Origin of the sequence: Candidatus Pantoea formicae, from assembly GCF_011752625.1 — a bacterium.
Lineage (GTDB): Bacteria > Pseudomonadota > Gammaproteobacteria > Enterobacterales > Enterobacteriaceae > Pantoea > Pantoea formicae.
Genome location: NZ_VWXD01000003.1, coordinates 71,424 through 95,937, shown reverse-complemented (window position 1 = coordinate 95,937; position 24,514 = coordinate 71,424). Strand labels below are relative to the sequence as shown.

26 protein-coding genes are annotated in these 24,514 nt (G+C 54.1%); 9 read left to right on the top strand and 17 right to left on the bottom strand.

Features of this window, described 5'->3' with window-relative positions:
• The first annotated feature begins 28 nt into the window (after positions 1-28).
• From F3J38_RS09255 to F3J38_RS09235, 5 genes are read left to right on the top strand one after another with little or no spacing between them, the layout of a single operon-like run.
• A complete protein-coding gene (locus tag F3J38_RS09255; RefSeq protein ID WP_240155944.1) occupies positions 29-1,555 on the top strand; it encodes an ABC transporter substrate-binding protein in 1,527 nt (508 codons plus the stop codon).
• On the top strand, positions 1,552-2,577 hold the full coding sequence (locus F3J38_RS09250) for an ABC transporter permease (RefSeq protein WP_167137385.1): 1,026 nt from the start codon (positions 1,552-1,554) through the stop codon (positions 2,575-2,577). The genes F3J38_RS09255 and F3J38_RS09250 overlap by 4 nt, the downstream gene beginning before the upstream one ends.
• On the top strand, positions 2,574-3,479 hold the full coding sequence (locus tag F3J38_RS09245; protein ID WP_084935767.1) for an ABC transporter permease: 906 nt from the start codon (positions 2,574-2,576) through the stop codon (positions 3,477-3,479). The genes F3J38_RS09250 and F3J38_RS09245 overlap by 4 nt, the downstream gene beginning before the upstream one ends.
• Complete coding sequence (locus F3J38_RS09240; RefSeq protein ID WP_167137382.1) at positions 3,451-4,317, top strand: ABC transporter ATP-binding protein; 867 nt, start codon at positions 3,451-3,453, stop codon at positions 4,315-4,317. The genes F3J38_RS09245 and F3J38_RS09240 overlap by 29 nt, the downstream gene beginning before the upstream one ends.
• 18 nt (positions 4,318-4,335) lie before the next feature.
• The gene (locus F3J38_RS09235; RefSeq protein ID WP_167138829.1) at positions 4,336-5,073 is read left to right on the top strand and encodes an ABC transporter ATP-binding protein; all 738 of its coding nucleotides are present in this window, start codon (positions 4,336-4,338) and stop codon (positions 5,071-5,073) included.
• 712 nt (positions 5,074-5,785) lie between these two features.
• Here the strand turns inward: F3J38_RS09235 and F3J38_RS09230 are convergent.
• Positions 5,786-6,421 (bottom strand): RpiB/LacA/LacB family sugar-phosphate isomerase, encoded by a 636-nt coding sequence (locus F3J38_RS09230; protein ID WP_167137379.1) that lies wholly within the window; start codon positions 6,419-6,421, stop codon positions 5,786-5,788.
• Between the two features lie 128 nt (positions 6,422-6,549).
• Here F3J38_RS09230 and F3J38_RS09225 point away from each other — a divergent pair, with 128 nt between their 5' ends.
• Positions 6,550-6,879, top strand: a complete 330-nt coding sequence (locus F3J38_RS09225) for a cupin domain-containing protein (RefSeq protein ID WP_167137376.1) — start codon at positions 6,550-6,552, stop codon at positions 6,877-6,879.
• A gap of 107 nt (positions 6,880-6,986) precedes the next feature.
• On the opposite strand, the gene F3J38_RS09220 is transcribed toward F3J38_RS09225, so the two are convergent.
• The 7 genes from F3J38_RS09220 to F3J38_RS09190 all read right to left on the bottom strand — a co-directional run bounded on the left by F3J38_RS09220 (position 6,987) and on the right by F3J38_RS09190 (position 14,005).
• A complete protein-coding gene (locus tag F3J38_RS09220; protein WP_167137373.1) occupies positions 6,987-7,493 on the bottom strand; it encodes a protein disulfide oxidoreductase in 507 nt (168 codons plus the stop codon).
• Positions 7,490-8,212, bottom strand: a complete 723-nt coding sequence (locus tag F3J38_RS09215) for a DsbA family protein (RefSeq protein ID WP_167138827.1) — start codon at positions 8,210-8,212, stop codon at positions 7,490-7,492. Before F3J38_RS09215 ends, F3J38_RS09220 begins: the two co-directional genes overlap by 4 nt.
• Positions 8,212-10,212: a protein-disulfide reductase DsbD family protein gene (locus tag F3J38_RS09210; protein WP_167137370.1), complete on the bottom strand. Its 2,001-nt coding sequence runs from the start codon at positions 10,210-10,212 to the stop codon at positions 8,212-8,214. Before F3J38_RS09210 ends, F3J38_RS09215 begins: the two co-directional genes overlap by 1 nt.
• A 48-nt stretch (positions 10,213-10,260) precedes the next feature.
• The gene (locus F3J38_RS09205) at positions 10,261-10,611 is read right to left on the bottom strand and encodes a hypothetical protein (RefSeq protein ID WP_167137367.1); all 351 of its coding nucleotides are present in this window, start codon (positions 10,609-10,611) and stop codon (positions 10,261-10,263) included.
• A 194-nt stretch (positions 10,612-10,805) separates the two neighbouring features.
• Entirely contained in the window at positions 10,806-11,600 is a 795-nt protein-coding gene (locus F3J38_RS09200) for an SDR family NAD(P)-dependent oxidoreductase (protein ID WP_167137364.1), read from the bottom strand.
• Between the two features lie 96 nt (positions 11,601-11,696).
• The gene (locus tag F3J38_RS09195; RefSeq protein WP_167137361.1) at positions 11,697-12,863 is read right to left on the bottom strand and encodes an MFS transporter; all 1,167 of its coding nucleotides are present in this window, start codon (positions 12,861-12,863) and stop codon (positions 11,697-11,699) included.
• Complete coding sequence (locus F3J38_RS09190; protein WP_205298201.1) at positions 12,860-14,005, bottom strand: serine hydrolase domain-containing protein; 1,146 nt, start codon at positions 14,003-14,005, stop codon at positions 12,860-12,862. The genes F3J38_RS09195 and F3J38_RS09190 overlap by 4 nt, the downstream gene beginning before the upstream one ends.
• 113 nt (positions 14,006-14,118) lie before the next feature.
• Between F3J38_RS09190 and F3J38_RS09185 the strand changes: the two genes are divergently transcribed.
• Positions 14,119-15,009: a LysR family transcriptional regulator gene (locus F3J38_RS09185; protein WP_167137355.1), complete on the top strand. Its 891-nt coding sequence runs from the start codon at positions 14,119-14,121 to the stop codon at positions 15,007-15,009.
• Positions 15,010-15,094: 85 nt separating this feature from the next.
• Positions 15,095-15,952, top strand: a complete 858-nt coding sequence (locus F3J38_RS09180; RefSeq protein ID WP_167137352.1) for an NAD(P)-dependent oxidoreductase — start codon at positions 15,095-15,097, stop codon at positions 15,950-15,952.
• Here F3J38_RS09180 and F3J38_RS09175 read toward each other — a convergent pair.
• The 7 genes from F3J38_RS09175 to F3J38_RS09145 all read right to left on the bottom strand — a co-directional run bounded on the left by F3J38_RS09175 (position 15,925) and on the right by F3J38_RS09145 (position 20,780).
• The gene (locus F3J38_RS09175; protein WP_167137349.1) at positions 15,925-16,509 is read right to left on the bottom strand and encodes a P-loop nucleotide/nucleoside kinase family protein; all 585 of its coding nucleotides are present in this window, start codon (positions 16,507-16,509) and stop codon (positions 15,925-15,927) included. The genes F3J38_RS09180 and F3J38_RS09175 overlap by 28 nt on opposite strands.
• Positions 16,506-16,943 carry a PTS sugar transporter subunit IIA gene (locus F3J38_RS09170; RefSeq protein ID WP_167137346.1) on the bottom strand — a complete coding sequence of 146 codons (438 nt, stop codon included), beginning with the start codon at positions 16,941-16,943 and terminating at the stop codon, positions 16,506-16,508. Before F3J38_RS09170 ends, F3J38_RS09175 begins: the two co-directional genes overlap by 4 nt.
• Before the next feature lie 9 nt (positions 16,944-16,952).
• A complete protein-coding gene (locus F3J38_RS09165) occupies positions 16,953-17,222 on the bottom strand; it encodes a hypothetical protein (protein ID WP_167137342.1) in 270 nt (89 codons plus the stop codon).
• 63 nt (positions 17,223-17,285) lie between these two features.
• Complete coding sequence (locus F3J38_RS09160; protein WP_167137339.1) at positions 17,286-18,128, bottom strand: class II fructose-bisphosphate aldolase; 843 nt, start codon at positions 18,126-18,128, stop codon at positions 17,286-17,288.
• Complete coding sequence (locus tag F3J38_RS09155) at positions 18,115-19,482, bottom strand: PTS sugar transporter subunit IIC (RefSeq protein WP_167137336.1); 1,368 nt, start codon at positions 19,480-19,482, stop codon at positions 18,115-18,117. Before F3J38_RS09155 ends, F3J38_RS09160 begins: the two co-directional genes overlap by 14 nt.
• Positions 19,475-19,789, bottom strand: coding sequence for a PTS sugar transporter subunit IIB (locus tag F3J38_RS09150; RefSeq protein ID WP_167137333.1), 315 nt, complete (start codon positions 19,787-19,789; stop codon positions 19,475-19,477). The genes F3J38_RS09155 and F3J38_RS09150 overlap by 8 nt, the downstream gene beginning before the upstream one ends.
• 10 nt (positions 19,790-19,799) lie before the next feature.
• Entirely contained in the window at positions 19,800-20,780 is a 981-nt protein-coding gene (locus F3J38_RS09145; RefSeq protein WP_167137330.1) for a 6-phosphofructokinase, read from the bottom strand.
• A 435-nt stretch (positions 20,781-21,215) separates the two neighbouring features.
• Between F3J38_RS09145 and dld the strand changes: the two genes are divergently transcribed.
• Entirely contained in the window at positions 21,216-22,910 is a 1,695-nt protein-coding gene (dld, locus tag F3J38_RS09140; protein WP_167137328.1) for a D-lactate dehydrogenase, read from the top strand.
• 501 nt (positions 22,911-23,411) lie between these two features.
• On the opposite strand, the gene F3J38_RS09135 is transcribed toward dld, so the two are convergent.
• Both F3J38_RS09135 and F3J38_RS09130 read right to left on the bottom strand, forming a co-directional pair.
• A complete protein-coding gene (locus tag F3J38_RS09135; RefSeq protein ID WP_167137327.1) occupies positions 23,412-23,732 on the bottom strand; it encodes a hypothetical protein in 321 nt (106 codons plus the stop codon).
• A 155-nt stretch (positions 23,733-23,887) separates the two neighbouring features.
• Positions 23,888-24,472, bottom strand: coding sequence for a YceI family protein (locus F3J38_RS09130; RefSeq protein WP_167137324.1), 585 nt, complete (start codon positions 24,470-24,472; stop codon positions 23,888-23,890).
• Positions 24,473-24,514: the final 42 nt, after the last annotated feature.

Sequence of the window (24,514 nt, the reverse complement as noted above, 5' to 3'; positions counted from 1 at the left end):
CACGCCAGACGATCAGCTGATTGTGGGCATGAACATGAATAACCTGCTGACGCTTGACCCCGCCGCCATGACCGGCAATGAAGTGGTGGGCATCGTGGTCAATCTTTACGATGGTTTAGTGGAACTCGATCCGCATCAGCTTACCGACGTGCGTCCTGCCCTGGCGGAACGCTGGGAGATCAGCGCCGACAATCGTCAGCTTACCTTCCATCTGCGCGACGGTGTGCATTTCCATTCCGGCAACCCACTAACCAGCGAGGATGTGATTTGGTCGATGCGCCGTGTATTGCATCTCAATCTGGCGCAAGCTTCAGTGTGGAAATCCTACGGCTTCAGTAAAGACAACGTGGACCAGATGATCACCGCGCCAGATGCGCGCACTGTGGTTATACAGCTCCCTAAACCCAACGATCCTCAGCTGGTGATTTACTCACTGGCCGCGCTCGGCAGCATGGTGGTACTGGACAGCAAAACCGTGCAATCACACAGCGTGAATAATGATTGGGGAAACCGCTGGCTCACTACCCACGAGGCCGGTTCAGGGCCGTTTCGTCTGGATGTGTGGCAGGCAAAAGATGTGCTGCGCATCAGCCGAGACGCCCACTACTGGCGCGGTTCGCCTAAGCTGACACGCGTGGTGTTCCGCCATTTGCAAGAATCACAAACCCTGCGCTTGATGATGGAGAAAGGCGATATCGACATTGCCAGCAATATGGCGATCCCGGATGTGCAGGCATTGCGTCACGATCCCGATCTCACCATTGATGCGGTGCAAAAAGGCACGCTTTATTACCTGGCGATGAGCATGAAAGATGAGCATTTCGCCAACCCGCAAGTGCGCGAAGCGGTGCGCTATCTGGTGGATTATCAGGGCATCAACAAAACCTTGATGGCCGGATACGGCACGCTGCACCAGCGACCGATTCAATCGGGTATGCCGGAAACACTACCCGATCCTGGTTACCGCTTGGATGTACCGCGCGCCAAAGCCTTGCTGGCGGCGGCGGGCTATCCCAACGGTTTTGACACCACCCTGCGTGTGCTGGCGGATCAGCCATTCCTGAATATTGCCATCGCCATTCAGTCCACGCTGATGCAGGCGGGCATTCGCGCCAAAATCATCACCGGCACCGGTAACCAGATTTATGGTGCGATGCGTGAACGCCAGTTCAATCTGCTGGTGGGCCGCGGTGGCAGTGGCGTGGAGCCGCACCCGCACTCCAGCCTGCGTTCGCTGGTGTATAACCCCAATAACGCTGACAGCGCTCGCCTCACCAATTTCCAGGGCTGGCGTACCGGCTTCTATGATGCCCAACTCAATCAGATGATCGATCAGGCGCTGCTGGAGCGGAACAAACAAAAACAGCAGCAGGATTACTTCGCCATTCAACGGCGTTATGACCTGTTGATCCCGGCATTGATGCCGATTTCACAAATGACCGATTCCGTGGTGGTGAATAATCGGGTGCAGGATTACGTACCACACCCTTCTGCCACCACTTTCCTGCGCGATGTATGGAAAACGCCAGATAGCCTGGCGGGAGGTGCTCAATGACCTTAACTCAACGTCACTGGCGGCGCATCCGCAGCCGCGTGATGCAGGTAGCCATCACCCTGTTTGGCCTACTGCTGCTGACTTTCTTTATTGGTCGCGTGATGCCGCTCGATCCGGTGCTGGCGATTGTTGGCCCGGATGCCGATCACGCCACCTATCAGCAGGTTTACCATCAGCTAGGCTTTGATAAGCCGCTGTGGATGCAGTTCTGGATTTACCTGCAAGGCCTGCTGCATGGCAATCTCGGCTTGGCACTACTCACAGGTCAACCGGTGATCAACGATATCCTGCGCGTGTTCCCGGCCACCGTTGAACTCGCCACGCTGGCGATTGTGCTGGGAACCGGCCTCGGCGTACCGCTTGGTGTATGGGCGGCCGCGCGCCGCAACAGCCTGGTGGATTATCTGGTGCGTATCATCAGCCTCGCCGGTTACTCCACACCGATATTCTGGGTCGGCATGATCGGACTGTTGCTGTTTTACGCGCATCTGGGTTGGGTGGGGGGTGCCGGTCGGGTCGATTTCAGTCTGGATGGCATTGTGCCGCGCCGCACCGGCTTCATGCTGGTGGATGCGCTGCTGGCGGGCAATATCACCGTGTTCAATAACGCGCTTAATCATCTGATCCTGCCTGCTTCATTACTGGGTTTTCACTCGCTAGCCTACATCAGCCGTATGACGCGCAGTTTTATGCTGGCACAGCTGTCGCAGGAGTTCATTTTAACGGCGCGGGTGAAAGGCCTTACCGAGTGGCAGGTGGTTTGGCAGCACGCCTTCCGCAACATTCTGGTACAGCTCCTCACCGTGGTGGCACTGGCCTATGGATCCTTACTCGAGGGCGCAGTGCTGATTGAAACCGTGTTCTCCTGGCCCGGCTTTGGTTCCTATCTCACTGGCAGCCTGATGCTGGGTGATATGAATGCTGTTATGGGCTGTGTACTGGTGGTCGGCCTGATTTTTGTCATGCTCAACCTGCTCTCTGACCTGCTCTATCAGGTATTCGATCCGAGGACCAAAGTATGACTGTCTCTCTCGATCTGCTTCATGCCAGCAGCGCACGCGAGCGCCTGGCGCGTTGTCGCCGCACGCTGACGCGCATTGGCCATTTTCTGTGGCAAATGGCCTGCAATCCCCTGACGGCCATCGGCGGTGGCATCATTTTATTGCTACTGATTGTGGCACTGTTCGCCCCATGGATCGCGCCCTATCATCCCTTGATTCAAGACCTGAACAATGCGCTTACCCCGCCAAACGCCCAGCACTGGTTCGGCACCGATGAGTTCGGTCGCGACATCTTCAGTCGCCTGGTTTGGGGCGCGCGTATCACCTTGTACATCGTGCTGCTGGTCTCCATCACCGTGGGGCCATTGGGACTGCTACTGGGGGTGACGGCGGGATATTTCGGCGGCAAAGTGGACAGCGTGCTGATGCGCGTGACCGATATCTTCATCTCATTTCCAAGCCTGGTACTGGCGTTAGCGTTTGTCGCGGCACTGGGTCCCGGCCTCGAGCATGTGGTGATTGCCATTACCCTGACCGCCTGGCCGCCGATTGCCCGTCTGGCGCGTGCGGAAGCGCTGTCGCTGCGTCAAGCTGACTTCGTTTCTGCCGTGCGCTTACAGGGTGCGTCATCCTTGCGTATTTTGTGGAAGCACATCGTACCGCTCTGCCTGCCGTCAGTGATTATTCGCATCACCATGAACATGGCGGGCATCATCCTTACGGCTGCGGGTTTGGGTTTTCTGGGCTTAGGCGCACAGCCGCCCGATCCCGAATGGGGGGCAATGATCGCCAGCGGTCGCACTTATATGCTGGAGTGCTGGTGGGTGGTGACCGTGCCGGGTTTGGCGATTCTGGTGAACAGTCTGGCGTTTAACTTCTTAGGAGATGGCTTACGTGACATCCTCGATCCCCGCAGTGAATAGCGCTGCTCTCTTGCTTGATGTGCAAAACCTGCAGGTTAATTTCGTCAACGGACGCCAGATAACACCGGCGGTACGCGGCATCTCTTTTCAGTTGGGTAAGGAGAAGTTGGCGATTGTCGGTGAATCAGGTTCGGGCAAATCCACGGTCGGCCGCGCGCTGCTGCAACTGCATCCACGCACTGCACAGGTGACTGCACAACGCATGCAGTTCGGCGATGTCGATCTGTTACGCGCCTCACCGGCTCAGATGCGTGCGGTGCGCGGCAAACGCATCTCGATGATCATGCAGGATCCCAAGTACTCGCTGAATCCCGTCGTCCGTGTCGGTGAACAAATCGCTGAAGCCTGGCGTAGCCATCATCCCGGTCAAGGTGATATTGCACGCCAGCGGGCACTGGAGATGCTGGAGGTGGTGCAGATTCGCGATCCACAGCGTGTCTATCAGTGTTACCCCCACGAGATTTCAGGCGGACAGGGGCAACGTGTAATGATCGCCATGATGCTGATTACCGACCCTGAGCTGTTAATCGCCGATGAACCGACCTCAGCGTTGGATGTGTCGGTGCGTTTGCAGGTGCTGACACTGCTGGATGATCTGGTGCAACAGCGTGGGTTGGGTCTGATCTTTATCAGTCACGATCTTAATCTGGTCAGGCGATTTTGTGATCGCGTGTTGGTGATGTATGCCGGACGTGTCGTTGAGTCATTAGCGGCCAATCAACTGGATCAGGCTCAACATCCTTACACCCAGGGATTGCTGGCGGCCCTGCCCGATATGGACCAACGCCGCGTGCGTTTACCGGTGTTGCTACGTCAGGCCAGTTGGCTACAACCCTGAGGAGTGCGCATGAACGAGATGATTCGCGTCAGTGACCTTAACCTGAGCTTTGGCGAAGACGAACAGCGCAATCAGGTGCTGTTTGACGTCAATTTGTCGGTACGTGAAGGTGAGGTTTTTGGTTTGGTCGGTGAGTCAGGATCGGGGAAAACCACGGTGTTGAAATGCCTCGCCGGATTGTTTACCCACTGGGAGGGTGAATTAGCCATCGCAGGCCAACCGCTTGAGCATCGCATTGCCCGTCAGCGTTGTCGCGAGGTGCAGATGGTGTTTCAGGACCCCTATGGTTCCCTGCATCCGCGCCACACCATTGGCGATATTCTGGAAGAACCGCTGCATATTCACGGTATCGGACAGCGAACCCAGCGGGTGATTGCCATGTTGGAAAAGGTCGGACTCAATCGTGCCTGGCAAACCCGCTATCCGCATCAGCTCTCTGGTGGTCAGCGCCAGCGTGTGGCCATAGCCCGTGCGTTGATTCTCGAACCACGTGTGCTGTTACTGGATGAGCCCACCTCCGCGCTGGATGTCTCCGTGCAGGCAGAGATTCTGAACTTGTTGAGCGACTTGCAGCAGCAGGAGAACTTGACCTACTTGATGGTGACGCACGATCTAGGCGTCGTGGCGCATCTGTGCCATCGCGTGGCGGTGATGCAGCATGGCAAGCTGTTAGAAACATTAGATGTGGATACCTTGGTGGGGAATGGTGCGCAGGTGCCCTATACGCGCATGCTGGTGGAATCGAGCCGGGCTTAAATTTAGAGGGTGTAATGTCTGTTAGTTAAGACTCTATCTGAATAAGACTGCCGTTTTTCAAGAATAACAGCCTTTTTCTTTACGATTTAATGCGGGCCGCACCACCTCTTCTGCTGCCGGGCCGTCCTCGCGCCGCTTCGCGGTGCCTTCGGCTGCAACGTCGTGCCGGCCGGACCGTTCGGGTACGGCCGTCCTGGCCTACCCGAACTGCCTGTCGCATCCCTGCGACTGGCTCCTGGCACAACGTCTTCGTCTCAGCGCTGCGAATAGCCCGTTGCAGCAGCAGAGGTGCTGTGGCCTCAGACATTGTGCCCTTTGTGACAATAAAAACGCTATCGCCTGAAATATCGAGCCCTTTCCAGCAGCGTAAACGGATGTTAGCAAGCAGGCTGGTGCCACTCAGGGGCGGGCATTTCGCAGCGCTGAACAGAGTGAGTCTGCCAGGAGAGACCGCATGGATGCGGGCGAAAGGTGGGGCTGGAACAGGGATGTTCCATCCCCACCGGTCCGTAAAGGCAGACGAATGACGTGAAGGTACCGCGTCAGCGGCGCGAGGACCGCCAGCACCTGAGTGGCACCAGACTGCGTTATCATCTGTCCCCCCCAGTCCCTAAGCAGCCGTCATAAGATACTGGGTTAAATTTTACAGGGGGCGCACTTAATCACACCTGCATACCCTTACAAAATTTTCTCGGCTGAACGCAACCCATCGTTACAGCAGATCACGCACAAAGCGCACGATGTCCTGATTCTGTCCGTGTTCGAACAGACACGCCTGGAAGCGAGAACCGCCTACGGCGGCTTTCACCAGTTCAGGATCCAGTGCGCGCAGTGAATCAAGGTAATCTTCTTTCAGCAACGTGGCTTTCACCTGATTGAGAATGCCCGCATTACGCACCTGCGGTTCTTTGCGCTCTGGCGGATAGCCTAAACCTTTTTCACCGGTGAAGGCTTTCTCGAAGATAAAGCGTAGATTCAACTCGGCTCCCCAACCAAAACCCTTGGCGAAAGGCAGCGAAAGCGCATTACCGTTGTTAATTTGCGCAAACAGATAAGCATCGGCGGGATCAATACAGTAGCCGCACACGACACCGGGATGCAGGTTAAGCGACACCAACGCCCCTTGCCCTGTACCACAACCTGCGACCACAAAGTCAGCCGCTTTGCTGTTCAGCAACAGTCCAGCCATGATGCCGAGGTGAATGTAAGTCAGATGATGATCTTGCTCATCGCTCATGCCGACGTTAAACACCTGATGGCCGAGCGGTTGCGCGACGGTTTGCAGCTCTTTCCATACGGTTGCATTCTTGGCGGCCTGGCTATTTTCCATCATCAAAGCAATTTTCATGATCCATCCTCAGATTAAATTGAAACACCGTTTCATTTTAATCAAGATGCGCTAAAATGCAGCCAACAAATACCCTTTTCACTGTGATTCAGCTCACACATTAACGATGTCATGATTCAGGAGAGTCCATGTTTATTTATAGAAACGCGACCACAGTAGAAGACTTGGGTGGTGGCGTAACGCGCCGAGTGATGGCCCATGGAGGTCACATGATGGCCGTTGAGGTGACCTTTGCTAAAGATGCCGTTGGCCCATTGCATCATCACCCGCATGAGCAACTAACCTATGTCTTGTCAGGGCGTTTTGCTTTCACGATCGATGGCATCACACAGGAAGTCAGTGCGGGAGACACGCTTTATAAAGCGCCCAACATCGTACACGGTTGTGTCTGCCTGGAGGCAGGTACGCTGCTGGATACCTTTACCCCGCAGCGTGAAGATTTTCTGGCGGCACGGTAAATCCCGAAACGCATCAATGCGCTCCCTACGCCATCGATCCCCACCAAAGGCTGGGTACCTCACGACGTAGGGGCGCTATTGATGGCGACCAGGCTTAAGACGACGGTTTACCCACTAAATTTTCCCGCCCACCACAGTCGTAGCTTCAGACCCCACGCGCTGCTCCAACCGGTTGTGGTACTGACCACTTTGCCGCGCCGTAGCACGATAAATGTCGGCGTCACGTTGATATCCCAGCGTTGACTCACCGCGCCGTTTTCATCATTCACCGCGACGCCCTGTAGCCCTTTTTTCTCCAACCATGTGGCGACGCGGCGATCATCACCGGAGCGCAGTGCCACGCTGACCACCTGCGTGCCTTGTTGGCTTATGGCGGCCACGGTGGGCGTGGTGAGTTTACACACACCGCACCAGGTCGCCCAAACGTACACCAACACCGGACGATCCTGACTCAACGAGGCGAGATTAACCTCCCCCTGTAACGACGTTAGTGGCTGCTGCGCCAAATCGGCAGGCAGTTGCGGTGCTCGCCACCTATCCATGCCCCAAATGATCGCAGCGCCAATCAGTACCAGCCACAGGGCTTCACGCAGCCAGCGCTTCAGACGCGTCATGGCTTCGCCTGCAACGCGCCCTTCACTGCCGTTTCCAGCTGCTCATAAGGCACTGCACCGCTGATCAACTCATTGCCCACCAGCGTAGCAGGCGTGCCCTGCACACCCAATTGCTGTGCCAATGTCAGGTTTAAATTAATGGTATCGAGACTCGCTTTACTCGGATCCTTCAGCTTAATACCTGTTTTATCTAATGCCGCTGCAATACTTGCCTCGTCGTGGTTGCCCTTTTTCGCCATCAAGCGTTCATGCAATTTTAGAAAGTTCTGCGGTTGCTGTTCCCATACCGTCAACGCCAGCCGCGCTGACGTCAGTGATGTTTCGGCCCGGTAAGGCAGTGGTTTTAAAACAACGGCCACTTGGGGATAGGTTTTCAGCAGCTTCTCAATATCCGCATCAAATTTTTTGCAGAAAACACAGTTGTAGTCAGTGAAATAAACCAGCGTTAACGCCGGGTTTGCCGCACCAATACGCGGCGAACCCTTATCGTTAAACAGGGCATCGTGATTTTTCTTCACCACCTGCGCAACAACATTCTGCTGCTGGCGTGACGCTTCTTTATCGAACGCATCAGCCGCTTCTGCCAGAATCGACGGATTCTGTACCAAGGTTTCACGAATCAGTTCTTTGATACGTGCCTCCTGTTCTGGGGTAAACGGCGCAGCGGCCAGCGCGGGTAGAGTCAGGAACATCAAGGGCAGTAACAGGAATTTTTTCATCATTTTTTGGCCTCAGAGAGTGTTGAAATCACCGCTTCACGACTCAGCAACGGTGACAAAATGTGGCCATGCGGCAGTGCCGGGCCATAAATCTGGTTAAAAGGGATCGCCACGCGGTCACGTCGACGTAGGAATTCACCGATTGCCGGATCGGGTTGCGTCCAGTCCCCGCGCAGCAGGACAACATCATCGGCTTTCAGCGCAGCACGCACGTCCGGTTGGTTCAACACGCGGGATTTGTTCACTTTGCAGGTGATACACCAGTCAGCGGTGACATCAACAAACACACGTTTATCCTGTTCCAGCGCTTGATTAATCGCCGCTTCGGTCAGAGGTTGCCAGTGCAGCGTCTCCTCCTCTGGCGCAATACGCGTCATCAGGAACACCGCGCCGACCAGCGTCAGGCTGATAAACACCACAGCGGCTTGCTGCAGCGCGCGACGCTGAACCAGCCACGCACACATCACCAGCAGCAAAATCCCGCTCAATACCAACGCGAAAGTTTGCCCCCAATGCGGGATTAACAGCGTGACCAACCAGAACGTGGCGAGCAGCATCAATAGACCGAGCAAGGTGCGCAGATGCACCATCCAACGCCCCGGGCGCGGCAAACAACGCGCCAAACCGGGCAGCGCTGCGACCAAAAGCCAAGGCAGACTCATGCCAATGCCCAGCGCTGCGAACAATAACCATAGCTGTGGCAAAGGTGCGGTCAGTGCATAGGCCACTGCCGTACCGAGGAAAGGAGCACTGCACGGCGTGGCCAGCAAGGTGGCAAAAGCACCCTGCCCGAAGTGCCCGAGCAACCCGTTTCCGCCTTGCGTTGCCAGCTTGGTGTTGAGGCCAGAAGGCAAACGGAAATGGAGCAAATCGAACAAACTGGCGGTGAACAGGAACATCACCAGCACCATCGCCAGCAGGAAGCCACTGCTTTGGAATTGAATGCCCCAACCCAGCGCTTGACCGCTCAGCCGTAAGCCTGTCATCACGGCCGCCAGCAGCAGGAACGAGAACAGAATGCCAGCGCTGGAGGCGAGGAATTGCTGGCGGGTCTGACGGCGAGTTTGTCCCTGTTGCTGCACCAGACTGCTGAGCTTTATCGCCAACACCGGCAGTACACAAGGCATCAGATTGAGGATCAATCCCCCTAACAAGGCCAGCAATACCACCGACCACAGAGTCTGCGCTCCGCTGTCTGCGACCAGGGGCTGTGCCCCAATAGTCACCGAACTTTGTTGTGCCATCCCCGCATCCGTCACCACCAGCGACAAGGTTTTGCCACGCAGGTCGGGTGCGGCTTCCCCCCATTCATCGGTCACCGCCACCCGTGCACTCAGCGTATCGCCCTGCACATTGATTTGTGGTGCAGCCAGCATGCTGCCTTGTGGATAGTCAAAGAACAGCGCGGGTTGGGTCCAACCGCCCTGACGTTGCGCGCGAATCTGTAGCTCGCCATTAATAAAGCTGGCGTCAAGTTGGTCGGTCAGGCCGCGCTCCGCAGGGATCTTTCCCATCGCCAGCGCGTAGTCACGAGCGAAATCGCCCCCCGTCGCTTGAGTGAGATCAAGACTGAACGGGAAGTCGGTCAGAATGCAGACATCACTACAGGTTGACAGCGTCAGCGTGCCGGCCAGCGTCTCACCCGATAACTTATCTAACGTTATCGGCAGGGTAATATCGCCCTTGTAGCCTTGCGTGGTCAGTCCGCTCACGTCAAAACGTGCTGGCGCAGGCCAGAACCAGTGGGCTTTCACATCGGGGTTTTGCCAGCGGATTTCCGGTGCTACGCCGCCTTCACCCGGTGTGCGCCAGTAGGTTTTCCAGCCCGACTGTAGGCGGATATCCAGCAACAACTGTTGCTCATCACCGAGGCTGGCACTGCGCAGGCGTACTTCAGCATGGCTATTTTGCGCATTGTGCAGCCAGCCAGTGTCGGCAGCTTGGGCAAAACTTGCACAGCACATCAGCAGGAGCATCAGGCTCCTGATAAACATCTTCATGTCGATTTCTCCAGTAAATAACAGGGTTACGCGATGGAACGCGCCGTGTTATTCCCGGAAGACACAGAAAGTGAGATGCCGCCGCTGGACGGGCGGAAAAAGAGGTTCACGACGAAAGCCGGTCAGCGTTCGACATGACATTGAGGTGGTGATCAACGCCATCACCATCAACAAAAACGGCATGACGCTATCCAGTAGCGGTGCGGGAGCGTGCAGAGATTTGGCGCTAATAGAACAGATTTTGTCGCCACCTACGCTCTCAACATCACTGAAGGATGAACTGCTGAAGGATACCGGCGATGCGTCAGGTAGATTAAAGCTACGCTGGGCGAGACAAAACGCCAGCACCAGACAAAGCAGTGCCAGAATCCATTTTGCGCGTTGTGCTGATTTCGTCATGCCACCGCCCCAGAGAAAAGTGCGGGCATTTTATGCAGTTGAAGCAGAAACACCAAGCATTGCTGTGTAAACTTTTGTCTGGAAGTGAGCCCTTGAAGGTGCGGCACGATGTATGGCACATCTGTTAGCGATAGCGTGGCTTTACAGATAGACGATAAATCATGCCGCGACGGATAGTGGCGCGTCAGTGAAAACTAGACGATATCGTCCACGACACCGCCATCAACGCGAAGTGCAGCGCCAGAGGTAGCAGAAGCCTGTTTGGAACAGACGTAAACCACCATATTCGCCACCTCTTCCACCGTGGCAGCGCGTTGAATGACCGAGCTAGGACGTTGCGCCATGACAAACTCTTTTGCCAATACTTCCAGTGATTTTCCGGTACGTTTAACCTCATCTTCCATCATCGCGGCAAAGCCATCCGAAATCGTTGGACCGGGCAACACACTGTTTACCGTCACACCGCTGCCTGCTGCGACTTTTGCTAAACCACGCGCCAGGGAGAGCTGCGCGGTCTTGGTCACGCCGTAATGCACCATATCAGCCGGGATGTTGCGCGCGGACTCTGATGAGATAAACACCACTCGCCCCCAGCCGCGCTTGACCATATCGGGTAACAAGGCGCGAGACAGCCGTACACCTGACATCACATTGGTTTGCCAGTAAGCCTCCCAGGTCTCATCATCTGTCGCGTAGAAATCCTGCGGTCCATAAATGCCTGCGTTGTTGACCAGAATGTCGATCGGCGGCAAACCCTTCAGCAACTGCTCCACTCCCTGCGCACTGCCAAGGTCGGCAATAAAAGTGTGAATTTTGGCACCCACAACGCGTGCATTTAGCTGCTCACGCGCACGGCTGACCGACGCCTCACTGCGTCCGTTGAGCACCACCTCAGCGCCGCTCTCCGCCAGCCCTTGAGCAATCGCGAAGCCAATACCGCCGGTAGAGGCGGTCACCAATGCCGTTTTGCCATTCAAATCGATTTTCATAAAGGTTTCCTTAGTTGATGCGCAATAAACATGAAGAACATCGCTAAAGTGTGGTCAACACTGACCAATATGCCTTGCCAAATCATGCGGTTACTATCACGCCTGGGGATTAAAGCTGGCCCGCCCGGCGCACTTTCTGCCAAGCCATATCACCCACAACGCCACCGCCAGCAGGAGAAAGCAGACTGGCGCAAACAGGCTGACACCGAGGCTTTGCAACAGCATGCCGCCGATCATACCACCACCCGCAATCGCCAGATTCCATAGGGTAACCAGCATAGACTGCGCCACGTCAACGGCTTTCCCAGCATGGTCGACCATCGCTGTCTGAAACAATGTCGGCACCCCGCCAAATGCCAGCCCCCACATCACCACCGCCAGCCATATCGCGGCGGGCTGGGTTGGCAAGAGTTGCAGCAGCAGCACCGATGCCATAAATAATACAATGCTGATCAGCATCATGAGATGCAGGTGGCGATCGACCCACACTCCGGTGATAAATATGCTGAACAACGAACTGATACCAAAGAGGAGTAACGCAGAATCTGCACGCGCTCCTAATCCGGCTGGCTGTAACAAGGGCACGATATAGGTGTAGAGAATGTTGTGCGCTAGCACGAAACAGAGCACCAGCACTAACACACGCCCCACACCTGGCAGCATGAGCACTCGGCGTAAAGGTAAACGCTGCTGTGCCGATTGCCCCGGCTGCTCAGGTGCAGTCAGCCGCAATAGCAGCATCAGTAATAATGACAAACCACTCAATGCGGCAAAACTCATGCGCCAGCCAATCAGATTACCTACGAAGGTACCCAAGGGAACCCCGATCGCCAGCGCCAGCGGTGTGCCAGCCATGGCAATCGCAATCGCTTTGCCCTTTTGCTGTGGGACCATGGCAGCAGCGTAGCCCGCCAGCAGAGCCCACAGCAGACCCGCAGCAATCCCGGCCACCACACGTGCCAGCAGTATCAAGAGGTAATTATCGATTAGCGCTGTGGCGCCATTGGCGAGGGTAAATCCTGCCAGTGTACACAGCAACAGGCGGCGGCGCGGCATCGCCTGTAACAGCGACATCAGCGGTATTGCCGCAAGGAAAGAACCGAGCGCATAAACTGACACGCTCTGACCTGCCGCCGAAACCGAAACCTGTAGATCCCGTCCCATCGGTACTAGCAGTCCAGCAGGCAGGGCTTCAGTGACGATGGTGATAAACGCCGCCAGGCTGAGCGACAATAAGGGAAGAAGCGGTAAACGCGAGCTCATCGCGCCTCCTGTAAACCGAGATACACCGCATCACGCAGATCATTAACAAATTGCCCGGACATGCCTTCGTATAGGGTATTGGTGAATGCCACCACACTCAGTGATTGTTGCGGATCGACAAACCACGCATGTCCATAAGCCCCGCCCCAGCGCCAGGTGCCCACTGACTCCGGTGAGTTAGCCAGCAGAGGATCACGCAGCACAGAAAAGCCCAGACCAAATCCTACCCCTGGCGCATCCTGCAACGTATGCGAACTCACTTGATCGCGTGCCATCTCCGCCACCCATCGTTCTGGCAGGAGTTCACCGCCGCCACTGCGCAGCGTTTCCAACAGCAGCATCAGATCACCTACTGTCCCAACCATGCCCGCTCCCCCTGACGGATAAGCATGGGGATCGTAAATGCGCGCCGGGCTGTAGGGGATACCCACCGTCTCGGCAAAGGGTGCCACGATCTCCCCTTCACGCAATGGATGCGGTTGCGGCTGATCGCTGACATAGGCCGTGGCGACAGGTTGGTCCGACGACAGCCAGAAATGGGTACTTGTCATCTGTAGCGGCCCAGTCACCAAGGCGTGTACTGCCTCGGATAACGGTTGCTGCTGAACCTGCTCAATGATTGCCCCCACGACATCAATGGCCAGCGAATAACACCATGCTGAACCCGGCTCGAACAGCAAAGGCACGGTGCCAATCCGCGACACGTTTTCTTTCAGAGAAATCGTGGTCGCATCCATGCCATCCGAAACACCCGCTCGCGCATAGGGTCCATCCTGATTGGCTTCAAGAAAGCGATAGCCAAGCCCAGCACTATGACTGAGCAACTGACGCAAGGTGATGATGGCGTAGCGGCCATCAGGTTGACGCGGTTTAAAAGCGGGCAGCCAACGCGTGATATCGTCATCTAAAGAGAGTTTCCCGCTAGCAACTAACACCATCGCTGCGGTGGTGACAATCGGCTTACTGACCGATGCCAATCTGAAGCGCTCCCCTGTTACCATCTGTCGTTGGCTTTCACGATCGGCATCACCTAAGGCCTGATGGAAAACCGTCACACCCCCATGCTTTACCATCACTTCCATCCCCATCAAACGCTGTTCGTCTAACGCCGTTTGCATCACCCGCTGAATGATTTCCTGCATTGATATCGCTCCTGAAAAATTGTCTCTCTCAAGGTAGTCATTTCGCGATTGCGGAAAAAGTGGGGTACATTTCATGACTAACCGGACATTTACTTCCGCAATAGTGAGACGTTATGGACAGCCTTAATGGTTTTATGGTGTTTGTGCAGGTCGCGGAAACGCGCAGTTTTGTTGCGGCGGGACGACATCTTGGTATCACTGCCTCCGCCGTCGGAAAGAGTATTGCCCGGCTGGAGGATAAGCTGGGGGTACGGTTGTTTCATCGCAGCACACGTAGCATCACATTAACGGCTGAAGGCATACTGTTTCTGGAGCGCAGCAGGCGTATTCTTGCCGAAATTGAAGCCGCCGAGAGCGAGTTATCGCAGGCTGCGCAGCGTCCTACCGGAAGATTGAAATTGAGTCTGCCCATCGTTAGCTCATTGATTTTGCCGGCTTTGGGCGATTTTATGGCGACCTACCCTGATATTCAGCTCGACCTCGACTTCAGCGATCGACTGGTGGACGTGATAGCCGAGGGGTATGACGCGGTGATGCGCGGCGGTCCGCCCACCGACTCCCGCCTGTCGGCGCGTAAACTCGGCTACGCATACTCCATTGCCGTGGCATCACCCGACTATCTGGCTCGTCAGGGTACGCCACAGACTCCAGAAGCGTTACAACAGCATGCCTGTTTGCATTACCGCTTTAACACCACCGGCAAGCTTGAACGGTGGGTACTGCGTGGTTATGAAGATGAGCACGAGTTGGAATTGCCGGTTAGCATGGTGTGTAACAACATTGAGACTCGCGTCTGTTTTGCCCTGCGTGGTTTAGGTATCGCCATGCTGCCTGATTTCGCAGTGCGTGAGGCACTGGCACAGGGCACGCTGTGTGAGGTCTTGAGTGATTACGCCTGCCATCGCAATGTGTTCCATCTGCTGTGGCCCGCCAGTAAACATCCCTCGCCTAAAGTCCGTGCGTTAATCGATTTTCTGAGCACACGCGTCTTTGCCGCTGACTAACAGTTGTATTTGCTTGCACTTCCCTGAGTACGCGATTGGCAGGGCGTTCCATACTGACAGTCTGATGATTGAAGGAGATGCCAGTATGAAAACCATCGCTATCGCCGCCCCTGGCGCCATGGGTGCGGCTGTGGGGGGCGTGCTCGCGCAGCACGGTGCGCGCGTTATTGCGGCTTTAAGTCAGCGTTCGGTTATCTCGCAACAGCGCGCGCAGGCGGCGAAGATAGTGGATGTCGACGAGAAAACGCTCTGTGAGGCCGATATTATCCTGTCGATTCTGCCACCGGAATCGGCGTTAAGTTGGGCGCAGCACATGGCCCCACTGCTGCAATCCGCCCCGAAAAAACCGCTGTATGTGGATTGCAATGCCATCAGCCCGGAAACCCTAAAACAGGTTGCACGGGTTATTGAACACACCGGAACCCCCTTTGCCGATGCCGCCATTATCGGCTTGCCACCGGGTGAGCATAATCCACAGGGTCCCCGCTTCTGGTTTTCGGGACCTCATGCAGCGCAGCTAGCCACATTGAGTGATTGGGGTTTGCGGGTGCGGGTGATGGATGCCGAAAATGGCGCCGCGTCAGCGTTGAAAATGGCCTACGCCGGGATCAATAAAGGCATCACGTTACTCACCTCGGCGATGCTGATTAATGCCAGTCGGGTCGGTGCGGCCGATGCGCTGCGTGAAGAGATGCAGGAGAGCCAACAGGCGCTGCTGCAAAGGATGGCGAAGGCCACGCCTGATATGTTGCCAAAAGCCTGGCGCTGGGCGGCAGAGATGGATGAGATTGCTTCACTGAACCAGGGCGAACTCGCCACCGATAGGCTGTATCAGGCGCTGGGCGAAATCTGCCGCCAGCTGGCTGAAGATCGTCAGCACGATCAACAGTTCAGCACATTACTGGCGGCCTTCTTTCAGCCTGAAGCGGATAAAGCGGGTTGAGCATTAACCGGCAAACTCAGTTGACGCTGCAACCATGCACAAGCGGCGGCTTCGTCAGGATCGCTGGCGTCCAGTTGTAACACCGGACCCAGCGCCATCGGTTGTGCCGTTTCTGCCAGTTTACGCAGTTCTGGCAGATACTCAGCACCCGGATGGCCCGGCATACGCTGCGCCAACCGTGACTGATAACGGGCTACCGCCTCGTCTGGGGTTATTGCCATCCACAATTCCAGCACCCGCGTAATGCCAGCCTGCTGCAATCCCTGCTGCAGTACCTCTTTCGGTTGGAAACCAAACCAGGCATCTATCAGATAGACACAGCGCGTGGGCGCCTGACCCACCACTTTCCAGATTGCCTGATAAGCAGCACATCCCAACTGACGATTACGCAAACGGTCTACGGGCGCGAAACTGGCCATAAACGGCTCTTTAAGGCTGTCCAACGTCAGCACGGGAAAACCAAACTGTTCTGCCAGTGCTCTTGTTAGCGTGCTCTTGCCCGAAGCCGGAATGCCGTTAATCAGCACCACATACTTCTCTTCAGTGTGGGAAGTCATAGGATTTCTATTACCTCCGCAACACTGCTGGCCCGGCGTAACCGTACCAGCGTCTCTTCGTCCTCCAACAGCGAGACGATGGCACGAATGCCCTCTTCAATGTGGGCATTGCTGTCGCGCGCGCCAAACATGATCACGATGTCTGCTTTGTCACTGCCATCAAAGGAAATCGGTTCGTCCAATACAATCATGCTGAAACAGTCTTTCACTACGCCGGTTTCTGGGCGGGCATGAGGTATGGCAATCCCCTCTTCAAACACGTAATAGGCACCGTGTGTCAGTGTGTTGGCGATCACTGCCTCGGGATACGAGTCCTTAACGTATCCGCCGTCTACCAGCGGTTGCGCCGCCAGCGCAATGACTTCGCGCCAATCCGTGGCCGTGATCCCCACCTGAATCGCGTTCGCTTCTTGCAGCAGTCGCTTAATACTCATACTGCCTCCTTAAATCGATTTGCGGATGGTATTACGCAGCTCATCAATTTTAATGAACAGCGGATCAATTTCCTGACGAAAACGGCGACTCTTGGCAAAAATATTCAATGCACGATTATATTCCAACATTAATTGTTTTTGCGTATCGACAGCCTGCGGATTATTTGCGAGCTGTTGCTCCAGCTCGCTTATTTTTCCGCTAATCGTTTCAGCCTGAAGATCTATTTCTTGTGAATCTTGGCTCTTATTATTAGAGCCCTTTTTCAAGAATCCAAACATAGCGTCTCCTGCCCCGAATGGCGCCAGGGCACCTCAGGTTATTACGTCATGAGAGAGTCGTGCTTAGCGGAACAGTGAAATCTTTTCTACCAACACATTGGTCACGGCATCGTTGGCGGGCACCAGGAAGTTACGCACGCTGTCGTTCACTTTGCCTTTTTCAAACGTCTGCTTGCAGTTTGCCACCCACTGCACATTCATTTCCGTGCCCACGTTCACTTTTTCAATCCCGCTGCGTACGGCCAGACGCATATCTTCATCACTGACGCCTGTGCCACCGTGCAACACCAGTGGCGTCTTTGTCGCCTCAGTGATATCGGCCAGGCGCTGGTGCTGAATGTGCGCTTTACCAGTATACAGCCCGTGGACCGTGCCGATGGAAATCGCCAGCATATCCACGCCGGTTTCGTCGACGAAACGTTTGGCATCATCTACCGTGGTGAAGGAAGCGTCGTTCATTTCCACTTCTTTACCGTCTTCAGAGCCACCAATCGCCCCCAGCTCTGCTTCGACTGAAACATCTAAAGGACGGGCCATATCAATGACGCGGCGCGTATTGGCAATATTCTCTTCAATCGGCAAATGCGAGCCATCATACATAATGGAACTGAATCCCGCGTCGAGCGCAGTTTTAATTGCCTCTAAATCTGAACAGTGGTCAAGATGCAAACAGGTTGGCACATTACGGCTTTCAGATAATGAACGAATCGCATCCACTAATAATTTATGCCCCAGATATTTTGCGGTACCGGTAGAGATTTGAATCATTAATGGGCTATTGGTTTTCTCTGCTGCTTTAAAAAAGGCCGGTAACATTTCCAGACAGTGCAAATTAAAGGAACCGAGCGCTTTAAATTCACGTTGTTTAGCCACCTGTAACAGATCGGTAAAGTTATAAAGTTTCATGGAGTTTTTCCTCATGGGATTTAGTGGGTTTTCCGTTAACAAACCAGGCGATTAGGGTGATAAAGACAATAAACAGTGCGACGAACAACCAATTCCCCTGGAACGCATGTCCCAATACCAGACCGGTACTGATCACGTCAGAGTCACTGAAGGTCACGCCAGTGAAACCGTAGCTTTCCAGCATTGGCACCAGAATGGCCGGTAAGAAGGTGATGAACAGGCCGTGAACAAATCCGCCAATCATCGCGCCGCGACGTCCGCCCAGCGCATTACCAAATACGCCTGCAGTACCACCGGCAAAGAAGTTGGTCAGCAGCCCTGGAAGAATCATCGCCAGACCAAACATCGGGAATACCAACATGCCGACGACAGAACCTAAGGTGGTGGCGAGGAAGCCCACGATTACCGCATTCGGGGCGTACGGGAACATCACCGGACAGTCGAGCGCTGGTTTTGCATCTGGCACCAAGCGCATCGCAATGCCACGGAACGCTGGCACCAACTCGTTGAGCAGTAAACGCACACCGCTATACAGCACGAACACACCGGCTACGAATTGAATCGACTGCATAAAGGCATACATCAGATAGTTCATGCCGTTGCTGTACTGGCCGATAAATTCTGGGCCTGCTGCCACTGCCGGGATCAGGTACATCGGTACCATCACCACTGCCATCGACAGATAGGTGTCCTGCAGAAACTTGAAGTTGTCAGGCAGCTTGAGATCTTCCGTTGAACGCGAGCCTTTACCGACCACCTTCGCCACTGCCGCTGTCAGCAAGTAGCCGATGGTGCAGAAGTGCCCCAGTGCAACATCATCGGAATCCGTGATACGGCGCACCACCGGTTGTGCCAGTGCTGGCATCACCACCGCCATAATGCCGCCAAAGATGCCGCCAGTAAGGATCAGAGGTAAACCGGTTAGCCCCGCTTTATAGCCAATCACCGCACCGATAGTCGCCATCCACAGCAGCGCCTGACCGGTCAGGAAGATGTATTTAAACGGCGTCAGACGCGCAATGATGATGTTGACGATGAAAATCACCAACAGCGTCAAGGCGACTTCTGAGCCCAGCTCGCGGCTCGCTAACCCAGCGATGGCTGCCACATCAGTGATATAGCCTTTCATGCCAAAGCCGTGGGTGAAAATGGTGTTCAGGAAGGTCAACGCACTAACAATAATGTTGATACCTGCCATCATGATTAAGAAGCCCAGCAGAGTTTTAAAGGTGCCTTCCACCACCTTACCTGCCGATTTTTTCTGCAGTAACAGACCAATCAGGGCAATAAAGGCAATCAGAATGGATGCCTGCCCTAATAGATCTTTTACCAGGAAGTTGATCACACTATTCATGGTTAGCAACCTTCAAGTTACGTTCTTTCATAAACGCCACGATTTTTTCTTCAATTTCCGCTTTATCGGTCAGCTTATTGAGAATAATCACCCGCTTGATCTGTTCTGGGGTAGCGTCAGCATTCAAGACGTCGGCAAACGCCTTTTGAGTTAAAATCATGTCGGATTTAAAGGCATTGGCTTCTGAAATAGTGGTGTGATCAATATCCGCTTCAATTTCGAGTTTCTTTAATACGGATTTGGCACTCATTTCGATCGCGAAACTAGAGCCCAGACCACATCCACAGACACATAATATTTTCAGCATGGCGTTTTCCTCACAGAATATGCAGTTGTTTAGCGAGTTTGTAATGATGCCCTTCGGTATCAACCAGGCGTTTTTTCATGCTTATAAGATCAATCGGTATCGGTCGATTACTGCCATTAATAATCACCGCTTTATTGCGCATTCCCGACTGAATACAACGCGCAACTTCACTGGCCATAATGGTGCCCTGATAAATCTCTTCACAAGTTGGATCACCATTACGCAAGCCGTAACCGATGATGGTTTTACGAATACGTACTCCAATCAGCGGTTCAATCTGTTTTATCAGCGTATCTATCGCCCCCTGAAAACCTGGCGAATACTCTCGGGTGTAACCCTCAGAGCAGAGGATGACGACACTGTTTTGCGCCGCCAACCGCTGGGTGATGCGCTCTGCCAGCTCCTGCGGTGGGATCTGGCATTCTGGAATCAGCGCAAAATCAGCATTGGATTTAATTGCCGACTGCAGCGTGAGTTCACCACAATAGCCGCCCAGTAATTCCACCATAAATACACGGCCAGTTAATGCACGCCCGGTATTTCTTAGCTTGGAGACTTCTTTTAATACCTGTTCGCAGGCAGTTGAGAAACCAATGGTATAGTCGCTGCCGAAAACGTCGTTATCGATGGTCATACCGACGCCAAAACAATTCACACCGAATTCACTTAGTGTGTTTAGAAATTGTAATGACCCGTCTCCACCTGCCATAATTAATACATCGATGCGCAGTGACTTAAGTTGTTTAGCAATCATCTCATATTCGGGTCGAATCAGTTTTCGCGTGGTGCGTCCAGATTGCATAACAGGAATCGACGTGATGGCGTAATCCACCAAATCACGCTGTGTTATTTCCTGATGACGATTTTCTAATAACCCCGGAATGCCGCCATTAAATAACACCATATCCGCTTGTGTCATACGTGATATTTGAAAGACAAAGTTATTTATTCCGGTGACATCGCCACCACTGATCACCATGCCAATTCTCATTGTCATCACTCCCTATGCTGCGCGTCTGACACTCATTCTTCCGGCGAACGACTTTTCTATTTGCAATAGAGATCACATTTTTGCCATGAATTTAATCAGCGACAACGTTGACACAGGTATTTAATGGCTGTTTTTTGTGATAAATATCACACCACGCTTCTTGATGATAATTATAAAATCCCATATCAATCATTGAGTTATATTTATTTCACACCTCAAATCGCTTTTGTCCCTTTATCGCTATTACCCCTTAATTTCTTTCGATCTGAATTGTGATTACCCGCTCATTTTTATCGGTTCAGAGACTTTTTCCCACGAAAGATAAAGGGATAATGATTCAGTGCGTTATTTCTGGATTAGTGCCGTGGAATGATTGACGTGGCGCCGTTCAGGCGCTCCAATAACGCGGTAAATAAATGACAAAGAAGAGAAAACATGACCACCTCGCAGGAAATGTTACGTCTGTTCGCTGGCATCGTAGGCGGCAAGCAGGTATTGACTGACGCTGATGATAAAGCTTGGTACACCAAAGGGTTTCGTGTTGGTCGCGGAGAGGCTTTGGCAGTGTTGCTGCCACAAACCTTGCAGCAGTTGTGGCAAACACTCGAAATATGTGTGGCACATAACGCCATTATTTTGATGCAGGCATCGAATACAGGCGTGACGGGCGGCTCGACGCCCGATGGCAACGATTACGATCGTGAAGTGGTGATCATCAGCACTCGGCAGCTTAAAGGTGTACAGGTCATCGACCAGGCACGCCAGGTCATCGCCTTCCCTGGCACGACCTTGACCGAGCTGGAGCAGACGCTACAACCGCTGGGCCGTGAGCCGCATTCGGTGATCGGTTCCAGTTGTATTGGTGCTTCGGTGGTAGGGGGTATCTGTAATAATTCTGGCGGTTCGCTGATTCGTAGAGGTCCCGCATTTACCGAGAAATCACTGTTTGCGCGCATTCACGACGACGGGCGCTTAGAGATGGTCAATCATCTTGGCATTGATTTGGGTGACTCACCGGAAGCCATGCTTAAAAATCTTACCGAGCAACAGTATCAAACCGGTGAGCATGCCGATTGGCAGGGAAAAATATGGGCGGATGATTATGCTGACCGACTGCGTGACATCACGGCTGACTCCCCTTCCCGCTTTAACGGCGATCTGCGCTATCTACATGACAGCTCTGGCAGCGCAGGCAAGGTAGTGGTCTTCGCAGTGCGTTTGCCGACCTTTGAAGCCAGTGCCGGTAGCGATACTTTCTATATTGGCACCCATGATGAGCGTGAACTGGTGGCGCTGCGCCGTTTTCTGCTTAGCCAGATGAGCGAGTTACCCTTACAGGCTGAATATATCCATCGCAATGCCTTTGACCTGACAGTGCGTTACGCCAAACATATGTATTTGGCGATTCGCAAACTCGGGCCACAGGCGATCCCCAAAATGATGGCCAACAAAGCGAAGTGGGATGTACGTGTCAGCCATGTGCCTTTCCTGCCGCGCAATTTAGTTGATCGGGCGCTGCAATTCTTTAACCAGTTAAGCCCCAGCTTTGTCGCACCGCGCATCATGGATTACCGCAGCGAATACGAACATCATTTGATGATTAAAGTCGATGTGCAGCAGACCGGTGAGTTGCAAAGCTTATTGCAGCAATTTTTTGCTGAACACAACGGTGGTTTTTTCCATTGCGATGCTCGCGAAGCCGCTGATGCTTTTCTGGTCCGTTTTGGCGTAGGCGGTTGCACCATCTCCTATTGCGATGCGTTGGGTTATAACCCAAACGAGCGGCTGGTCGCTTTTGATGTCGCACTGCGCCGTAATGATGATGTCTGGCGTCTGGTGCTTCCCGCAGAATTGGCTGCGCAAGTGCAGGTCGATTCTTGCTGTGGGCATTTCTTCTGCTATGTGAACCATCAGGATTATGTTCTGAAGGAAGGCGTTGATGCGAAAGCGTTTAAGGAAGCCGTGAAAGTTTATCTGGAGCAGCGCGGGGCGAAATATCCCGCTGAGCATAACGTGGGGCATCTGTATCAGGCGTCGTGCGAGCATGTGGAACACTGGAAGCAGTTGGACCCGACGAACAGTTGCAATCCCGGCGTGGGTAAGACCAGCAAGAAGAAGTATTGGGCTTAAAGACTGACGTCGGTCGCTGTGAGGGCGTGATGCCGGATGTGAATTAGGACTTTGCTTGGATTGAGGCTACCCTTTTTTCAAAGATGACAGTCTTTTCTTGTGCGCGTTCTAGTGCGGGCCGCAGCACCTCTGCTGCTGCCGGGCCGTCCTCGCGCCGCTGTGCGGTGCCTTCGGCTGCAACGTCGTGCCGGCCGGAACGTTCGGGTACGGCCGTCCTGGCCTACCCGAACTGCCTGTCGCATCCCTGCGACTGGCTCCTGGCACAACGTCTTCGCCTCAGCGCTGCGAATAGCCCTTGCAGCATCAGAGGCGCTGCGGCCTCAGACACTGTGCCCTTTGTGGCAGTAAAAGCGCTGTCGCCTGAGCCATCTCGCCCTTTGTAGCAGTAAAAACGCTATCGCCTGAGCCATCTCGCCCTTTGTAGCAGTAAAAACGCTATCGCCTGAGTCATCGTGCCCTTTGTAGCAGTAAAAACGCTATCGCCTGAGTCATCGTGCCCTTTCAAACAGCGTACACGGAAGTCAGCAAGCAGGCTGGTGCCGCTCTGGGGCTGGCATTTCGCAGCGCTGAACGGAATGAGGAAGCCAGGAGAGCCAGCATGGATGCTGGCGAAAGGTGCAGCCGGGACAGGGAAAGTCCCGTCTGCACCGGTCCGTCAGGCGGACGAGTGAAGTGAAGGTACCGCGTCAGCGGCGCGAGGACAGCCAGCCCCAGAGCGGCACCAGACTGCGTTATCACCTGTACCGCCAGCAACTGAGCAGCACCAGACTCCGTTATTACCTGCACCACCAGTCCATGAGCGGCGCCAGACTGCGTTATCACCTGAACACCAGCCCCTATGCGGCACCAGACTGTTTTATCACCTATACCACTAGCCCCTATGCGGCACCAGACCGGGATATTAGCCCCTGAGCGCTGAACCCACGGCTACTGGGTGCAGTTTTATAGGCGATACATTGATGCGCGTCGTTTAAAGCCTATTTCGCATAAGCCTCAGTCGAAATCGTCAGTGTCACATCGTCACTGACGGCAGGCACAAACTTATCCAGCTTAAAGTCCGAACGTTTGATCACCCCAGTCGCATCAAAACCAATCGCCTGTTTTTTTACCATCGGGTGCATACCCTGTTGATTCAATGTGGCATGCAGGGTGACCGGTTTAGTGATGCCTTTCAGCGTCAGGTTCCCTTCCACATCAAACTTGTTATCACCCTTCGCGACCACTTTGGTGCTGTGGAACACGGCAGAAGGATATTTCGCCGTGTCAAAGTACTCAGCACCGAGGAACTCTTGGGTCAATTTTGGAACATGGCTATCTATCTGGGTGATCGGCAGCGTGACATCAACACGTGATTGATCTGGGTGGTCCTTATCAAAGACGATTGAACCTTTGCTGTTTGGAATATCCGCTGTGGGATGAGAAAAACCAAAATGCGTCCAGGTCACGATCACAGAGGTATGGGCTGGGTCGAGATCATAATGCATAGCCGCAGCCTGTGAAGCAGGCGCATACAGAGCAGCAGCAGTCAGTAATGGCAGTACCAAGCGGGTAACGTTTTTCACTTAGAGTTCCTTTTAGAACGGGATAATCTCTTGAGTGTGGCG

Coding starts and splice junctions, on each gene's coding strand:
- F3J38_RS09220 (WP_167137373.1), bottom strand. CDS start 7,493: ATGACGCGTCTGAAGCGCTGGCTGCGTGAAGCCCTGTGGCTGGTACTG.
- F3J38_RS09165 (WP_167137342.1), bottom strand. CDS start 17,222: ATGTTTGGATTCTTGAAAAAGGGCTCTAATAATAAGAGCCAAGATTCA.
- F3J38_RS09195 (WP_167137361.1), bottom strand. CDS start 12,863: ATGAGCTCGCGTTTACCGCTTCTTCCCTTATTGTCGCTCAGCCTGGCG.
- F3J38_RS09250 (WP_167137385.1), top strand. CDS start 1,552: ATGACCTTAACTCAACGTCACTGGCGGCGCATCCGCAGCCGCGTGATG.
- F3J38_RS09230 (WP_167137379.1), bottom strand. CDS start 6,421: ATGAAAATTGCTTTGATGATGGAAAATAGCCAGGCCGCCAAGAATGCA.
- F3J38_RS09145 (WP_167137330.1), bottom strand. CDS start 20,780: ATGAGAATTGGCATGGTGATCAGTGGTGGCGATGTCACCGGAATAAAT.
- F3J38_RS09190 (WP_205298201.1), bottom strand. CDS start 14,005: ATGCAGGAAATCATTCAGCGGGTGATGCAAACGGCGTTAGACGAACAG.
- F3J38_RS09225 (WP_167137376.1), top strand. CDS start 6,550: ATGTTTATTTATAGAAACGCGACCACAGTAGAAGACTTGGGTGGTGGC.
- F3J38_RS09200 (WP_167137364.1), bottom strand. CDS start 11,600: ATGAAAATCGATTTGAATGGCAAAACGGCATTGGTGACCGCCTCTACC.
- F3J38_RS09155 (WP_167137336.1), bottom strand. CDS start 19,482: ATGAATAGTGTGATCAACTTCCTGGTAAAAGATCTATTAGGGCAGGCA.
- dld (WP_167137328.1), top strand. CDS start 21,216: ATGACCACCTCGCAGGAAATGTTACGTCTGTTCGCTGGCATCGTAGGC.
- F3J38_RS09235 (WP_167138829.1), top strand. CDS start 4,336: ATGATTCGCGTCAGTGACCTTAACCTGAGCTTTGGCGAAGACGAACAG.
- F3J38_RS09185 (WP_167137355.1), top strand. CDS start 14,119: ATGGACAGCCTTAATGGTTTTATGGTGTTTGTGCAGGTCGCGGAAACG.
- F3J38_RS09160 (WP_167137339.1), bottom strand. CDS start 18,128: ATGAAACTTTATAACTTTACCGATCTGTTACAGGTGGCTAAACAACGT.
- F3J38_RS09180 (WP_167137352.1), top strand. CDS start 15,095: ATGAAAACCATCGCTATCGCCGCCCCTGGCGCCATGGGTGCGGCTGTG.
- F3J38_RS09175 (WP_167137349.1), bottom strand. CDS start 16,509: ATGACTTCCCACACTGAAGAGAAGTATGTGGTGCTGATTAACGGCATT.
- F3J38_RS09170 (WP_167137346.1), bottom strand. CDS start 16,943: ATGAGTATTAAGCGACTGCTGCAAGAAGCGAACGCGATTCAGGTGGGG.
- F3J38_RS09150 (WP_167137333.1), bottom strand. CDS start 19,789: ATGCTGAAAATATTATGTGTCTGTGGATGTGGTCTGGGCTCTAGTTTC.
- F3J38_RS09205 (WP_167137367.1), bottom strand. CDS start 10,611: ATGACGAAATCAGCACAACGCGCAAAATGGATTCTGGCACTGCTTTGT.
- F3J38_RS09245 (WP_084935767.1), top strand. CDS start 2,574: ATGACTGTCTCTCTCGATCTGCTTCATGCCAGCAGCGCACGCGAGCGC.
- F3J38_RS09210 (WP_167137370.1), bottom strand. CDS start 10,212: ATGAAGATGTTTATCAGGAGCCTGATGCTCCTGCTGATGTGCTGTGCA.
- F3J38_RS09215 (WP_167138827.1), bottom strand. CDS start 8,212: ATGAAAAAATTCCTGTTACTGCCCTTGATGTTCCTGACTCTACCCGCG.
- F3J38_RS09255 (WP_240155944.1), top strand. CDS start 29: ATGAACATGAATAACCTGCTGACGCTTGACCCCGCCGCCATGACCGGC.